The sequence below is a fragment of the Rhodanobacter sp. TND4EL1 genome (assembly GCF_054061035.1).
In genome coordinates, this window is sequence record NZ_JBSSDT010000001.1 from 333,796 (window position 1) to 349,608 (window position 15,813).

The following is a 15,813-nucleotide window of genomic DNA, read 5'->3' on the forward strand; positions in this document are numbered from 1 at the left end:
GCAGGCACACCGGAAAATCCCGGTCACGGAGCCAGCGTCCCGGGACGTTGCCCGTGGGTCGACGCGACGCATGCAGTAGCATGGCGACCTGAATTTGCCTGGAAGAAGCTCCACAGTCCCATGCTCACCTTCTTTTTCGTCGCCCTGGTTGTGGCGGCCGTCGGCTTCTTGTGGTCCCGCTGGCGAAAATCCGTACCGCTGCGCGGTCGCAACAGGCGTCGCACCTCATCCCCGCAAACCAGGCGTCAGGGCAGCGGGCGAACACGCACGCCGGTGGCCGACGGAGGCCGTATCCCCGTGCCGCCAAGGACGGTGGTGTCGAGCCATGAGCGTGCACCTTCGCATGCCCGCCAATCGACTGCATTGCCCACGCCGACGGCGCGTGAGGCAGCCAGTCCGTTCGATGCTCGCGTACGCCTGCCGAGGACCTCGACCGCCAGCATCGTGCGGGCGCTCAGCAATCCGGTCACGGCGGAGTTGGCCACTGAGGTCGAACCCGCACGGATGGTGATGCCATCGCCAGTGCAGCAGCGCCCGGTCGCTGAACCGGTCGCGCCGGTACCCGCACCTGCGCCCGAGCCGGCGACGCCAACGGTGGTTCCCGCGGTACCGACACCGACAACCCTGCCAGAGGCGAGCGCGCCTGTTGCGCCTGCCACGCGCCCCGTCGAATTTCCGGCCAGGCCCACCACTCAGGCGCTGTCGCCCGCCTTGCGCCACGCATCGAATGACGATGCGCCCACGGTTGCCACGTCGGCGGCCGTACCGGCTGCACCGCCGCACGCAGGCCCCTCGACCCCGACCTTGCCAGCCGCGCCCTCGCGGTTCGACCTGCCGCCACTGGACCTGCTGGTGACCCAGTCCGATACGGTCGATGAGGTCTCGGCCGAATCGTTGACGGCCACCGGTGCCCTGATCGAGCAGCGGCTCAGCGAGTTCAAGGTACCAGTGACCGTGGTGGGTGCCTCGGCCGGCCCGGTGATCACCCGCTACGAGGTCGAGCCTGCCGTGGGCGTGCGCGGCAACCAGATCGTGGCCTTGATGAAGGATCTGGCGCGCGGGCTGGGCCGCACCTCGATCCGCGTGGTTGAAACCATCCCCGGCAAGACCTGCATGGGTCTGGAACTGCCCAACGAGCACCGCCACATGATCGGCCTGGCCGATATTTTCCGCTCCGATGCCTATCGCGATCACCACTCGCCGCTGGCCATGGCGATGGGCAAGGACATCACCGGCGAACCGGTGGTCACCGACCTGGCTCGCGCGCCGCACATGCTGGTGGCCGGCACCACCGGCTCGGGCAAATCGGTGGCAATCAACGCGATGATCCTGTCGATGCTCTACCGGGCCACGCCGGAAGAAGTGCGCTTGATCATGATCGACCCGAAGATGCTGGAGCTGTCAATCTACGAGGGCATTCCGCACCTGCTGGCACCGGTGGTCACCGACATGAAGCTGGCCGCCAATGCACTCAGCTGGTGCGTGGCGGAGATGGAGGAGCGCTACCGCGTGATGTCGGAACTGCGGGTGCGCAACCTCGCTGGCTACAACCAGAAGATCCGCGAGGCCCGCGAAGCCGGCACGCCGCTGTACAAGCCGGTGACCGAAGCGGGCATGCCGCCCGAACTGCTCGATACGCTGCCGATGATCGTGGTGGTCATCGACGAACTGGCTGACCTGATGATGGTGGCCGGCAAAAAGATCGAAGAGCTGATCGCCCGCCTCGCGCAAAAGGCGCGTGCCGCCGGCATTCACCTGATCCTGGCCACGCAGCGGCCTTCGGTGGATGTCATCACCGGCTTGATCAAGGCGAACATTCCCACCCGCGTGGCGTTCCAGGTGTCGTCCAAGATCGACTCGCGCACCATCCTTGACCAGATGGGCGCCGAATCCCTGCTCGGTGCCGGCGACATGTTGTTCCTGCCGCCGGGCACCGGTTACCCGCAGCGCGTGCACGGCGCCTTCGTCTCCGACGAGGACGTGCATCGCGTCGTGGCTCACCTCAAGCGGCATGGCCCGCCCGCGTATCGCACCGACATTCTTGCCGGTCCGGCCGGCAGCGCTGTCGATCTGTTTGGCGAAGAGGGCGGCGATGCGGAACTCGACCCGCTGTATGACGAAGCCGTCGCCTTCGTGCTGCGCAGCCGGCGCGCGTCGATCTCGTTCGTGCAACGCCAATTGCGCATCGGCTACAACCGCGCCGCGCGACTGGTGGAGAGCATGGAGGCAGCCGGACTGGTCTCGCCACCGGGGCACAACGGCGCGCGCGAGGTATTGGCGCCTGCGCTGGCAGACGACGACCTGTAGGCATCACGTGGCCGCCCCGCGTGGGCTGCGTTTGAATCAGTGCCTGGGCAAGGCGTTGCCGGCTTCGTAGGCGGCGAGCTTGCCGCGCAACCAGGTGGCGGCATCGACGTCAGGGCCGTGGGCAAAGCGGATCGTGTAGTTGATGCCGGAAACGGATGAGCCGGTCGCGCAGCAGGTGATGAAGTCCTCGGCGGTCTTCACCCGGCTGCCGGCAAAACGCAGTTTCAGGCGCATGTGGGCAGCCGCTTGTGACGCATCGTAGGCGGTGCCGTTACGGATGAATTCGGCGTCGTGCAGGCCGGCGACGGTGGCAATCAGGTAGTCGATTTTCTGTTGCTCGGTGGGCGCCTGCCGTGGCGCGGGCTGCTGACCGAAAGCTGGCGAGATCAGCACGACGACCAGCAGCCACGCGGCCAGCCCGGAGCACAGGCGGGCAAACGCGGCGGCTGCGGCGAGGCGGCGAGTAGTGAACATGGGCGCAATCCGTTCGTTGCTGAAGCGTGGTCGGGTGGGCTGTCGTTGCGTTCTGCTAGAGCAGGCTTTCCAGCGGCAGCAATTTCAACACCTGCACCTCGACGCGGCGACTGGTGGTGACGCCGGGGTCATGGTCGTAAGTCACCGGCTTGCCCTGTTCGGTGGCCTGCCATTGCATGGCGCCGCCCTTCGCCGTGCCATCCGCTTTCAGCGAGACCCGGTACGCATATTCCGGCAGCGTGGCGGTGTTGAAGAACTCGGTCACCGCGGCAGCCAGTGGCGCACTGTCGACGATGATGCCCATCTCGGTGTTCAGCAATTTCGAGCGCGCGTCCATGTTCATCGAGCCGACGAACACTTTCTGCCGATCCACCACGATCGCCTTGGCGTGCAGGCTCACGCCGGACGAGGTGCCGCCGCTGGTCGCCGGTTGCGGCGCACCGGCGGCGGGCTGCAGCTCATAGATCTGCACGCCGCTTTCCAGCAAGGGGCGGCGATAGCGCGAGTAGCCGGAATACACGATCGGCTCATCGTTGGAGGCGAGCGAGTTGGTCAGCACCTTGACCGTCACGCCGCGTTTGGCGAGCGCATCGAGATAGGCGGTGCCGGTGTCGCCCGGAATGAAGTAGGGCGAGATCAGCAGCAACTCCTGCTGCGCGGCGTCGGTCATCACCTTGATGTCCGGACCGATGCGCAACTGCGCCTGGTCGGGACCGGCTTCGATCTTGGATGGCTGGTCCGCCACCAAGGTGGCCGGGCCCCAGAACCAGCTGCCGGGTCGATCGGCGGAAGGCCCGTTCGGCAGATGCTCCAGCGTGGCCTGGGCGTAATCCGATTGCGCGAACACGCGCGCATCGTGTGCCAGTTCCACACGCAACTTGGCCAGATCGTAGTGGTCGGCGTGCTTGCCGCTGAAAGCCTTCACCGGATAGGCCGCGTCACAGTTCCAGTACGCGTCGAACGCCTGCGAAGCCTGTTCCACCACCGGCCCGATCGCGACCAGGTCGAGGTCGCGGAAGTTCGTGTTGTTGCCCGCATCGAAGTACGCATCGCCGATATTGCGGCCGCCCACGATCGCCACATTGCCATCGGCGATGAACGACTTGTTGTGCATGCGCCGGTTAAGCCGGTGCGTGTCGAGCACGAACTGGGTAGCCTTGGACAGCAGCGACGGCTTCTTGGTCGCGAATGGATTGAACAGGCGCACCTCGATGTTCGGATGGGTATCCAGCGCATCGAACAGGTCGATCGCATTGCTGGCATTGATGTCGTCTACCAGCAGGCGTACGCGCACGCCGCGATCGGCCGCGGCCAGCAGCCGCTGCGCGACCAGGCGTCCGGTCGCGTCGTTGTCGAAGATGTAGTACTGCAGATCGAGCGAATGCTGCGCGTGGTCGGCCAGCGCCACGCGACTCATCAGCGCATTGGTGCTGCGCATCAGCAGGCGGAAACCGGATTGATCCTGGTGCCGGTTTGCTTCGGCATGCACGTAGCGCGCGCCCGGCGTGCTCGTGGCCGGCGGCAAAGCCTTCGATACCGGCTTGACCACCGGTGCCGGCGGCGTGCAGGCCGCCAGGGACAGGGCCAGCAACGCCGAGCCGAACACACTGATGAGTTGCCGCATGCTTACCCGCCTTTCGCGCCGCGTACCGAAGGGGCCGCGGCTGTCATTCGCCCCAATCACCATACTTTGCAAAGCCCGCCGTGAATTCCGCGCGACTGTGGTGGATGGACTGGGCATTTTTGCTGTCGGCGACTCATGCGTTTCGTGTGCGGGTTTCAAACGTACCGCTTGACTCATGATGAGGAGGATGGTGTTGCCCGGATCGAGCCCGGGCGCCACTCATTCCACATCGCTGCGCACCTGGGCATGGCTGATCAGCGCGAAGATCAGGCTGCCGCCGACGATGTTGCCGGCCAGCGTGGGCAGCGCGAACCCGGTGACGCAGTGGAGAAAGTCGAGCTTTCCGGCAAACACCAGATACATGGCCTCCACCGAGCCCACGATGATGTGGGTAAATCCGCCGATGGCGATCACGTACGTGGTCACCAGAATCACCATGAAGCGTGACCGCTCGGTGGCCGCCAGCATCCACACCATCATCGAGATCAGCCAGCCGGCCAGGATGCCCTTGGTGAACATCTGCCACGGCGAGTTCCGCATCAACTCCTCGCCCAGCTTGACGAACGCACCCTCAGTGGCTGCGTCGAACTGCTGCATGTGCAGCAGGCCGTAGGCAAACAGGGTCGCGCCGATCAGGTTGCCCGCGATCACCACCGACCAGAGGCGAAAGAAGCAGCCGAAATTCTTCAGCGTCGGCTCCGTCATCACCGGTAACACCGCCGTCATGATGTTCTCGGTGAAAAGCTGCTGGCGCGACAGCACCACCAGCAGAAAGCCGAACGTGTAACCGAACGATGAAATCAGGAAACCACCCGGCAGGTCGCCCACATAGCGAGACAGTACGCCACGCGCCAACATCGAAAATCCCATCGACAACCCCGCTGCCAGCGACGACCAGCCCAGCGCGCTGACACTGCGCTTGAGCTCCTGCTCGCCCTCGCTGCGGATGATCTCGTGCAGTACCGCGGCACGGGGCGGACGCTTTCTCTCGACCTCGTCCTTTTCCTCGCGTGAAAGCGAAAAGCCGTTGTCGTCACCGGCAGCCTGGTTTTCGCCGGCGGTTTTGTCGTCGTCCTTCTGTTTGTCGGGTGTTTCCGAAGGTGGTTTGGTCATGGTCAACGGTTCCGTTTGCCGGCATACGCACCAGGGATCGCCTCGACGAGGTACCGAACCTTATCGTGCACGAGGGACGGCCGAACAATCTCGACTGGGGGCATGTGGGGTCGCTCCACGAAAATTTCCCCAACGAGATACCGAAGGGGTGCAAGCGCGCGTGAAGATCGACGAAAATCCCGACCGAACCTGCATGGTCCACGCCACGGCGCCCATGGCTCAGGTTCGTGTCAGGCAACGTGGCAGACGGGCGACGGATGACCATGCGAGTCCTGGCCATGAACGGGGCTGCATCCGCTGATTTCCCTGATTGAATCATCAATTGACGCGTCGCTGACGGCGCGTCATCACGGCCACGGATCGGCGTAGGTGGGACCGCCGACCACCGACAGCGCTGACAAGCAGCTGTCACTCGGAAGAGGGGGGCGCAGCTCCCTCTTGAGCTTGCGCCTACCACGCCAGCATGATCTTCCCGATGTGCGCGCTGCTCTCCATCAGCGCATGCGCCTTCGCGGCCTCGCGCGCAGGGAAGACCTGATGGATCACCGGCCTGGCCTTGCCCGATTCCAGCAACGGCCACACGCGCTCGTGCAGTTGCCCGGCCAGCGCGGCCTTGAACGCGACGGGTCGTGCCCGCAGCGTGGAGCCGGTGATGGTCAAGCGGCGGCGCATGATCAGTGAGGCGTCGATATCGGCGCGCTTGCCGCCAAGGGTCGCAATGAACACCAGTCGGCCATCGTCGGCCAGCAGTTCCAGTTCGCGCGGTACGTAGTCGCCGGCGACCATGTCGAGGATCACGTCGACACCGCGGCCATCGGTGTGCTTCTTCACTTCCTCGACGAAGTCCTGCTCGTGGTAATTGATCGCCGTGGCGCCCAGCTTTTCGCAGGCGGCGCATTTCTCCGCACTGCCGGCGGTAGCGAATACGCGATGGCCGAGCGCGTGGGCCAGCTGGATGGCGGTGACGCCGATGCCACTGGAGCCGCCTTGCACCAGCAGGGATTCCGGTGCGCCGTCGGCGCTGGTGCCGAGGCGTCCGCGATCGAACACATTGCTCCACACAGTGAAATAGTTCTCCGGCAGGGCCGCCGCCTCGAGCAGCGCAAGTCCCTTCGGGACGGGCAGGCATTGCAGGAGTGGCGCCACCGCGTATTCGGCGTAACCCCCACCGGCCAGCAAGGCACAGACCGCATCGCCGTGCTTGAGGCCGAACGGGTTGTCGCCACCGACATCGCCATCGACCAGCTCGCCGGCCACTTCCAGACCGGGCAGATCCGAGGCGCCCGGCGGTGGCGCGTAATTGCCCTGGCGTTGAAACACATCCGGCCGATTGACGCCGGAAGCGCCCACCTTGATCAGCACTTCACCCGGTCCCGGCTGAGGGATGGGGCGCTTGGTCAGCTGCAGTACGTCCGCTGCGCCAGGGTGGGTGATTTCGACCGCTTGCATGGTGGTCATGGTGGGGCTCCGTCAGGGTGGGAAAGGATCAGCCAAGCCTAGGACACCATGATGCGCGCAAGCGACAACGGCGGAAGTGAAGTCCGCTGCACCAAGGCGAAGGCCTGCCGGACACCAGGATCCGGAACGGTGGAGTCCGCTCCACCGTGACACGCTGTCGCATCCCCTCGCAAGCGGCTGAATCAGCTCTAGATTGAAGGCATCACCACGACGCGGAGCGCGCTCATGTCCAGCAAGTCCTACAAAGAATTGACTCAGGATCTCAGCAAGGCGGTTGGTACGTTGCGCGCCGCGCAACCCGGCACACTGGATGGATTTTCGGCGATGTCGAAGGCCGCGATGGAGCCGGGTGTGTTGTCGGGCATCGACAAGGAGCTGATGGCCTTGTCGATTGGCGTGGCCGGCCGGTGCGATGGTTGCATCGGCTTTCACGTGAAGGCGCTGGTCCGCATGGGTGCCAGTTACGCGCAGCTGACTGAGACGCTGGCCGTGGCGGTGTACATGGGCGGCGGCCCGTCGCTGATGTACGCAGCCGATGCGGTGCGGGCGTGGGAGGAGTTCGGCGGCAAGAGCTGAACGCAGCAAGGATCGCGGCATTGGCCGGCATCCCTGCTCATGCTCTTGATCTCGCGATCAGCGCCACAACACACCGTGGCGTGGTGCATAACGTGAACGGCGTCGCATCTTTGCGCTACTCTTGATCGCGTATTCCGGGGGGAATGGATGACCACGAAACGCTGGCTGATCGCCGCCGCCATCACCTGCATCGCCGCCACAGGCTGCAGCAGAACCGACGCGGAAACGCCATCAAACACCCGCCGACCGCAACAGGCGGGCTCGACGAACCCACTCGTCACCGCCGGCCACCTCGCCGGCGTCGAAGTCGCGGGCCTCACCGGCGATCAGCGCGCCATGCAGGGCCATGTCGACGCGATGCACAAGGACATGATGCGCTCCATGCATCTGGCCGACCCGTCGCGCCCGATCGACCACGAAGCCGCCCGCGCCGCCGTGCGCCCACTGCAAGGCGTGCAATCCGTCGTGTGGATCGACAACGCGAACCTGCTGGTGATGGTCGGCGGCGGCCAGTACCGCAGCATGGCCACCATTGACAACGTCTGCCTCGCACTGGAACCGCTGGGCGACACGCTGAGCGTGGTCGTCAACCTGCAGGACGTGATGGCGACGACGTCGGAAGGTGCGGATACGTTGTCGCGGAATTGCCAGCTCGGGGCAGGGGAGCGGGCGCTGTTTCAGCAGAGGCGGCAGGTGGATGTGTTGGATCCGGTGGTTAGACGGGTGTTTCGGGCGCAACAGGGCGCTGGTAAATAAACCTGCCCCGTTTCGCTAAGCAGATACAGACGTAAAAGGACTTTCAAGGAGATGGACACTGTGATTAGGCGTATCGCGAAACTCCGCAACTTCGGCATTTTTAAGGACTGCGCGGGCAGCAAGGCCACGCCCTTTGGGCAGTACAACCTTATCTATGGATGGAATGGAAGCGGAAAGTCGACCCTGTCGAATTTGTTCACCTGTATTGAAAAACGCAGCGCGTCTGTACGTTTTCCATCTTCTGAATTCTCGATTGATCTAGATGGCGGCGGCGTCATCACGGAAAAGACGATTGCTGCGTCGACGCTCAACATCCGCACATTCAATCTTGACTTCGTGAAGGAAAACATCGACTGGGACAATCGCGTTAAAGGAATCTTGCTGGTCGACAAGAAGAAGATCGATGACAAGGCCAAACTAGATGGCATGAAGATTAGACAAAATGCCGACGATGAGGCTCTCAAGGGGGCTCTGACTGCTGCCGAAAGGGCACGAACTGAGCGAGAAACATTTCTGAGCCGCGGTGCGAAGAACCTCAAGTCCAGTTTGCAATCAATCGATACCAGCGACAGTTATTACCTTAATTACGACAAGCGAAAGTTCGAGAACTTCATCACGACTCACTCGGAACAAGTTAAGGACGTAGCCGCTGTCCTCGATGACGACGATATTCTCCGCATCACCAAAGCTGCAAAGCCGACAAAGATGGACGCGGTCGCGGTTCCTCTCGTCAAATGCAACGAGCAGGATTTTGTGGATGCCCACACCGAGCTTTCTAGATTGCTTTCGTCGAGCGCGGTCAATCAGGTCGTGCAGCGCCTAGAAGACCACTCTAACATCCGCGACTGGGTTGACGCTGGCTTAAAAATCCACAAAGAGCACAGCTCAGCTTCATGTGAGTTCTGCGGCAATCAATTGACCACCGCGAGACTCCAACAGCTGGAGGGCCACTTCAGCAAGGCATATACGGACCTCCAGAAAAAACTGGAAGCAGCGAAAGTTTCGTTATCCAACCGCATGGTGGTGATGGGAGCGTGGCCGAGCGAGGCGTTTCTCTATGAAGAGTTCAGGGGTGAGTATGTCGATGCCCTGAAAGCCGCCAATCTCGCTGTTGATGAACTCAACAACCATGTCATCGGCTGGGCTAAAGCCCTCGATGAGAAGGTGAGGAATCCAGGGGATACGACTGCCACTGCTGGCGCCATTCCGGCAGCTGTGGTGGAGGAGGCACATTCCTGCGTTGCGTTGGTGGCAGGAATTCTCATGCGCCATAACGAAAAAACAGAGAATTTCGAAGGCGAGATCAAGAAGAACAAAACACATCTTGAGAAAAATCTTGTGGCACGTGCGCTCCAAGAGTATGCATATTTCGACAGCGCAGACATTACGAAAAATCTTCAGGAGAAGATCGAAACCCTGAAAAAAGAAATTGAGGAACGGCGTGTTTCCATCCAAGCTATCGAGGACTCTCTCTCGAATGAGGGAATCGGTGCTTCCAACTTCAACGAGTCACTGCACAGGTTTCTTGGGCGTTCGGAGTTGAGTCTTGTGTTCAACAAGAATGTTGGCGGATACGAAATTATCCGTAACGGTGTTCCAAAGCATGACGGGAATCTAAGCGAAGGTGAGAAGACAGCGATTGCCTTCGTGTACTTCATCACCAAGTTGTCGGAAAACGACAACCGCATCGAGAGTACTGTGGTGGTGGTAGACGATCCAGTGTCGAGCTTCGATTCCAACCACTTGTTCCATGCCTACTCGTTCCTCAGAAACCGCTGTGACGCGGCCATGCAGCTGTTTGTGCTTACCCACAACTTCACATACTTCAAGCTCGTGCGGGACTGGATGAGCGGGCGGAACAAAAATAGAGCCAAGAAGGGTAAGGATCCGGTGTCGTTCTTCTACACCATTGAGTCAACCAATGACCTTCCGCGATCTTCCTCACTGGCTGACGCAAGCCAATCATTGACCGACTACAACTCTGAATATCATTATATCTATCAGAGGTTAGCCGCGTTCAAGACTAAGGATGAGCTCAACCGAGATGAGGCTTTCCTAGCAGCTAACCTAGCTCGAAAGCTTCTCGAGACGTTTTTCAGTTTCAAGTATCCCAGGCATCGGGCAGACATTGCCCAGCTTCTCGAGTGTGGCCAGAAAGGCTGCGTCAAGACGACAGAGGAAACGCGCGAGAAGGTTTACAGATTCATTAATAAGTATTCCCACAGTGTAGTCATCGACATCAATGACGATGCTGCCGAGAACATGATGGGTGAGGGTAAGAGCGTGGTTCGGGATATTTTTGTTTGGATTGAAGAGGTAGACGCAATTCACTATCAGGAGATGGAAGCCGCGATACAGGCTGCCCCGTGAAGTCGGAGCGGTTGTAGTAGCACCAACTACAACCTCGTAAATAGCAACAGCGCAGTATCGCTACAGCGCCGTTGCTGTTTCCAGTCTTGATCGAGTCGATCAGAGCGCCTCGAATATCCCCGCCGCACCCATGCCGGTACCGATACACATGGTCACCATCCCGTACTTCTGCTTCCGCCGACGCATGCCGTGCACCAGCGTGGCGATACGCACCGCGCCGGTGGCACCGAGCGGATGCCCCAGCGCAATCGCGCCGCCGAGCGGATTGACCTTGCTCGGATCGAGCTTGAGGTCGCCCATCACGGCCAGTGCCTGGGCGGCGAAAGCCTCGTTGAGTTCGATCCAGTCGAGCTGATCCTGGGTGATGCCGGTCTGCTTGAGTGCTTTCGGGATCGCTTCCTTCGGGCCGATGCCCATCACTTCCGGCGGGACTCCGGCGACGGAGAAGCCGACGAAACGGGCCAGCGGCTGCAGGTTGTATTCCTTGATGGCCTTTTCGCTGGCCAGCAGGATCGCGCCGGCGCCGTCGGACATCTGGCTGGAGTTGCCGGCGGTGACGGTACCGCCGAACTGGCCGTTGCGGAACACGGTGCGCAGCTTGGCCAGCACTTCCATGGTGGTGCCGGCACGCGGACCTTCGTCGGCGGTGATGGTGCGGCTGTCGGTGATGATCTTGCGGGTGGCCAGGTCGGGGTAATGATCGTCCAGCGCGAACGGGCTGATTTCGTCATTGAACTCGCCGGCGGCCTGGGCGGCGAGGGCGCGGCGGTGGCTTTCGACCGAGAACGCGTCCTGCTGTTCGCGGCTGACCTTCCACTGCTTGGCCACGTTCTCGGCGGTGATGCCCATGCCGTAGGCGATGCCGATGTTTTCGTCGGTGAAGATCGCGGGGTTCATGGCGATCTTGTGGCCCATCATCGGCACCATGCTCATGCTTTCGGTGCCGCCTGCGATCATCAGGTCGTCTTCGCCGAGGCGGATGCGGTCGGCGGCCATTGCCACCGACTGCAGGCCGGACGAGCAGAAGCGGTTGACGGTGACGCCGGGCACGGTATCGGGCAGGCCGGCCAGCAGCGCGCCGATGCGCGCCACGTTCATGCCTTGCTCGGCCTCGGGCATGGCGCAACCGATGATGACGTCACCGATGCGGTGTGGATCGATCCCGGGTGCCTGCGCCATCACGGCGCGGATCACGTGGGCGAGCATGTCGTCCGGGCGGGTGTTGCGGAACACGCCGCGCGGCGCCTTGCCGACCGGGGTGCGGGTGGCGGCGACGATGTAGGCGTCTTGCACTTGCTTGGTCATTTTGTTCTCCGTTGCCCTTCGCGCGGTGCGCGGGTTTGGGCGAAGTTGTGTCGTGGCTTGCGGGACAACCATCCCCATCCCAGCCCTCTCCTTGAAGGGGAGGGCATCGGGGGCGGTCAGTTCCTGAGCGGCTTGCCGGTGGTCATGGTGTGGGCGATGCGGGCCTGGGTTTTCTCGGTCTTGGCCAGTTCCACGAAGTGCTTGCGCTCCAGTGCCAGCAGCCATGCCTCGTCGACGGTCGAACCGCGCTCGATCACGCCACCGCACAGGGTGTCGGCGATGCGCGTGGCAATGTCGACATCATGCGGCGAGGCGAAGTAGCCGGCCTGCAGATTGGCCAGCGAGGCCTTGAACGTGGCGGTGCCGACATCACCGGCGACCGGGATGGCGTTGGCGGGCAGCGGCGGGCGGTAGCCGCTTTCGGCCATCGCACCGGCGATCTGCTTGGCGATGTAGAGCAGCTCGTAGCTGTTGAACACCACGATATCGCTGTCGCGCAGCAGGCCCAGGTTCTTCGCCTCGAACGCGCTGGCGGAAACCTTGGCCATCGCCACGGTCTCGAACACCTTCTTCAGCTCCTCGAACGGATCGGCCGGATTGGCCTTCGCCGCGCGGATCGCCAGCTCATGCAGACCGCCGCCGGCAGGCAGCAGGCCCACGCCGGCCTCGACCAGGCCGATGTAGCTTTCCAGCGCCGCCACGGTGCGCGCCGAGTGCATCTGGAACTCGCAGCCGCCCCCGAAGGCCATGCCGCGCACGGCGGAAACCACCGGTACCAGCGAATGCTTGATCGCCATGCTGGTGGCCTGGAAGTTGGCGACCATCTTGTCGAAGTCGTCGAACTTGCCTTCCTTGAGCAGACCGAGCGCGCCCTTCAGATCCGCGCCGGCGGAGAACGGCTCGCCGGTCTGCCAGATCACCACCGCCTTGAGCTGTTCCTCGGCCAGCCTGATCGCGTGCTGCACGCCGTCGAGCACGTGGTCGTTGACCGTGTTCATCTTGGTCTTGAACGAGAGGATGCCGATGCCGTCGTCGCCCAGCGTCCACAGGCGCACGCCGTCGTTCTCCCACACCGTGGTGCCGGTATCGAACTTCTCGCCCAGGATCGGATCGGGGAACAGCTGGCGCTTGTACACCGGATGCTGCGAACGCGGCTTGTCGGCGTTGGCGCTAGCCGAGTACGAACCGTCCTTGTTGTGCACGCCCTTGCGGCCGTCGGTGACCCAGGCGGGCAGGGGCGCGTCGCTCATCGCCTTGCCGGCCTTGATGTCTTCGTTGATCCACTCGGCAATCTGCTGCCAGCCGGCGGCCTGCCAGGTTTCGAACGGGCCGAGCTTCCAGCCGTAACCCCAGCGGATGGCGAAGTCCACATCGCGCGCGGTGTCGGCGATGTCGGCCAGGTGGAAAGCGGTGTAGTGGAACAGGTCGCGGAAGGTGGCCCAGATGAACTGCGCCTGCGGATCGCTGGAGGCGCGCAGCTTGCCGAACTTCTCGGCCGGGTCCTTGATCGTCAGGATCGCGGCCACTTCATCGGACGGCTTCTGCTCAGACGGGCGGAAATCCTGCTTGGCCACATCCAGCACGACGATGTCCTTGCCAACCTTTTTGTAGAACCCGCCGCCGGTCTTCTGACCCAGCGCGCCCTTGTCGATCAGGCCCTGCAGCCACACCGGCGCCTTGAAATACTGGTGCCACGGATCGTCGGGCAGGGTGTCGGCCATGGTCTTGATGACGTGGGCCATGGTGTCCAGACCGACCACGTCGGCGGTGCGGTAGGTGGCGCTCTTGGGGCGACCCAGCGCCGGACCGGTGAGCGCATCGACGGTGTCGAAGCCGAGCTTGAACTGGTCTGTGTGGTACATCGCAGCCAGCATCGAGAACACGCCGATGCGGTTGCCGATGAAGTTCGGGGTGTCCTTGGCAATCACCACGCCCTTGCCAACGGTGGTGACGAGGAAGGCTTCCAGGCCGTCCAGCACCTTCTTGTCGGTGAGCTTGGTCGGAATCAATTCGACCAGGTGCATGTAGCGCGGCGGGTTGAAGAAGTGCACGCCGCAGAAGCGGTGGCGCATTTCTTCCGGCAGCGCCTCGGCCAGGCCGTTGATCGACAGGCCGGAGGTGTTGGAGGCGATGATCGCGGTCTTCGACAGGTGGCCGGCGATCTTCTTGTACAGGTCGAGCTTCCAGTCCATCCGCTCGGCGATCGCCTCGATGACCAGATCGACGTCCTTCAGATGATCAAGATCGTCGTCGTAATTGGCCGGAATGATCGAGGCGGCAAGCGCCTTGTCGGCCAGCGGTGCTGGCGACAGCTTGGCCAGGTTGGCGATGGCCTTCAGCGCGATGCCGCTTTTCGGGCCTTCCTTCGCGGGCAGGTCGAACAACACGGTTTCGACGCCGGCGTTGGTCAGGTGCGCGGCAATCTGCGCGCCCATGACACCGGCGCCCAGCACGGCGGCCTTGCGGATGCGCAGGCCGGAGGTAGGGGAGGATGCAGCAGTCATTGGCTTCTCCAAACGGGCAAGAGGTGGGACAGATGGTTCAGGGGTGGCTGAGGCCAGCCACGGCAAAACGGATCAGGTGCAGGGCGGTCTGCTCGCGATGGGTGGTCTCGCTGACATCGCTTTTGCGCTGGATCATGCCGAAGCCGGACATGGCATGGGTCAGCGCACCGGTCACCAAATCGATGCGCCAGTACAACTCCTGCTTGCTCAGTTGCGGCAGCAGGCGAGCAAACTCGGCGGTGAACTGACGCATCACGTGGCCGTAATTCGCGGAAAGGAACTGGCGCAGGGTGTCGTCGTGCTCGGCAAAGGCTCGGGCCAGCACGCGCATGAACAGGGCGCCGCTGTCATCGTGGGAAAGATCCAGCGCGGGACGGATGAAGGCTTCCAGCACGTCTTCCAGCGTAGTTTCCGGTGCGCCAGCGATCTTCGCCAACGCGGTCAGTCGGCTTTCGTTCAGCGCGTCCAGACGGCGACGAAACACTTCCTCGACCAGCTTTTCCTTGGAGCCGAAGTGGTAATTGACGGCCGCCAGGTTCACCCCGGCATTGGCGGTCAGCTGGCGCAGCGAGGCGCCTTCAAAGCCCCGCTGGGCAAACAGGAGTTCGGCAGCGCCGAGGATGCGTTCCTTGGTTGAGACGGAGCTGTTCACAGGCGGAACCATCCATCGGCCAGAGGCCAGTTCAAACGATCGTTTGAGCATACGCGGAGAGCTCCGCGAACGTCAAACGATCGTTTGTTGCAAACGCCTCGTGACTTGCGTATGAGTTAGAATCTGTCACACTTTCGCGAGCTAAATCCTCAATCCTTGACAGGTTTGGCCCATTGCCGGCCTCGACTGGCGACCACCCCTTTCCCATTCATCCGTTTTTTCCGGAGCAGACCCGTATGGCGCTGGAGCGCACTCTTTCCATCATCAAGCCCGACGCCGTTGCCAAGAACGTCATCGGCCAGATCTATGCACGCTTTGAAAAAGCCGGCCTCAAGATCGTCGCTGCCAAGATGAAGCAGCTGTCGCGCCAGGAGGCCGAAGGCTTCTACGCCGTGCACAGCGAGCGTCCGTTCTTCAAGGCACTGGTCGAATTCATGATTTCCGGTCCGGTGATGATCACCGCGCTGGAAGGCGAGAACGCCGTGCTGGCCCATCGCGACCTGATGGGTGCCACCAATCCGAAGGAAGCCGCTGCGGGCACGATCCGCGCCGACTTTGCCGAGTCGATCGACGCCAATGCCGTTCACGGCTCCGACGCCGTCGACACCGCCAAGGGCGAGATTGCCTATTTCTTCGCTGCCACCGAGATTTGTTCGAGGTAAGTTTTGAATCAG

The 15,813-nt window shown here is 62.4% G+C and carries 11 protein-coding genes and 1 pseudogene; 5 read left to right on the forward strand and 7 right to left on the reverse strand.

Translation table 11 applies throughout. The annotated features are described in order from the left end of the window. Nucleotides 1-828 precede the first annotated feature (828 nt). Nucleotides 829-2,307: pseudogene (locus ACVWWQ_RS01615) on the forward strand (DNA translocase FtsK); the annotation flags it as partial. Between the two features lie 36 nt (nucleotides 2,308-2,343). On the opposite strand, the gene ACVWWQ_RS01620 reads toward ACVWWQ_RS01615, so the two are convergent. The 4 genes from ACVWWQ_RS01620 to ACVWWQ_RS01635 all read right to left on the reverse strand — a co-directional run bounded on the left by ACVWWQ_RS01620 (nucleotide 2,344) and on the right by ACVWWQ_RS01635 (nucleotide 6,967). After that, on the reverse strand, nucleotides 2,344-2,781 hold the full coding sequence (locus tag ACVWWQ_RS01620; protein ID WP_133950452.1) for a DUF5329 family protein: 438 nt from the start codon (nucleotides 2,779-2,781) through the stop codon (nucleotides 2,344-2,346). Nucleotides 2,782-2,836: 55 nt separating this feature from the next. Beyond that, nucleotides 2,837-4,405: a phospholipase D family protein gene (locus tag ACVWWQ_RS01625; RefSeq protein ID WP_133950450.1), complete on the reverse strand. Its 1,569-nt coding sequence runs from the start codon at nucleotides 4,403-4,405 to the stop codon at nucleotides 2,837-2,839. 219 nt (nucleotides 4,406-4,624) lie between these two features. Beyond that, on the reverse strand, nucleotides 4,625-5,518 hold the full coding sequence (locus ACVWWQ_RS01630; RefSeq protein ID WP_133950448.1) for a formate/nitrite transporter family protein: 894 nt from the start codon (nucleotides 5,516-5,518) through the stop codon (nucleotides 4,625-4,627). A gap of 450 nt (nucleotides 5,519-5,968) precedes the next feature. Beyond that, a complete protein-coding gene (locus tag ACVWWQ_RS01635) occupies nucleotides 5,969-6,967 on the reverse strand; it encodes an NAD(P)H-quinone oxidoreductase (RefSeq protein ID WP_133950973.1) in 999 nt (332 codons plus the stop codon). A 234-nt stretch (nucleotides 6,968-7,201) separates the two neighbouring features. Between ACVWWQ_RS01635 and ACVWWQ_RS01640 the strand changes: the two genes are divergently transcribed. The 3 genes from ACVWWQ_RS01640 to ACVWWQ_RS01650 all read left to right on the forward strand — a co-directional run bounded on the left by ACVWWQ_RS01640 (nucleotide 7,202) and on the right by ACVWWQ_RS01650 (nucleotide 10,678). After that, on the forward strand, nucleotides 7,202-7,552 hold the full coding sequence (locus ACVWWQ_RS01640) for a carboxymuconolactone decarboxylase family protein (protein ID WP_133950446.1): 351 nt from the start codon (nucleotides 7,202-7,204) through the stop codon (nucleotides 7,550-7,552). 147 nt (nucleotides 7,553-7,699) lie between these two features. Further along, nucleotides 7,700-8,308, forward strand: a complete 609-nt coding sequence (locus ACVWWQ_RS01645) for a hypothetical protein (protein ID WP_133950445.1) — start codon at nucleotides 7,700-7,702, stop codon at nucleotides 8,306-8,308. Between the two features lie 51 nt (nucleotides 8,309-8,359). After that, nucleotides 8,360-10,678: an AAA family ATPase gene (locus ACVWWQ_RS01650; protein ID WP_133950443.1), complete on the forward strand. Its 2,319-nt coding sequence runs from the start codon at nucleotides 8,360-8,362 to the stop codon at nucleotides 10,676-10,678. Nucleotides 10,679-10,777: 99 nt separating this feature from the next. Here ACVWWQ_RS01650 and ACVWWQ_RS01655 read toward each other — a convergent pair whose 3' ends face one another. The 3 genes from ACVWWQ_RS01655 to ACVWWQ_RS01665 form a co-directional block, all read right to left on the reverse strand. After that, a complete protein-coding gene (locus tag ACVWWQ_RS01655; RefSeq protein ID WP_133950441.1) occupies nucleotides 10,778-11,983 on the reverse strand; it encodes an acetyl-CoA C-acyltransferase in 1,206 nt (401 codons plus the stop codon). Between the two features lie 116 nt (nucleotides 11,984-12,099). Next, nucleotides 12,100-14,487, reverse strand: coding sequence for a 3-hydroxyacyl-CoA dehydrogenase/enoyl-CoA hydratase family protein (locus tag ACVWWQ_RS01660; protein ID WP_133950439.1), 2,388 nt, complete (start codon nucleotides 14,485-14,487; stop codon nucleotides 12,100-12,102). Between the two features lie 37 nt (nucleotides 14,488-14,524). Then, nucleotides 14,525-15,151, reverse strand: coding sequence for a TetR family transcriptional regulator (locus ACVWWQ_RS01665; protein ID WP_099652502.1), 627 nt, complete (start codon nucleotides 15,149-15,151; stop codon nucleotides 14,525-14,527). Between the two features lie 224 nt (nucleotides 15,152-15,375). Between ACVWWQ_RS01665 and ndk the strand changes: the two genes are divergently transcribed. Further along, nucleotides 15,376-15,801, forward strand: coding sequence for a nucleoside-diphosphate kinase (gene ndk, locus ACVWWQ_RS01670; RefSeq protein WP_099652181.1), 426 nt, complete (start codon nucleotides 15,376-15,378; stop codon nucleotides 15,799-15,801). The last annotated feature ends 12 nt before the right edge of the window (nucleotides 15,802-15,813 follow it).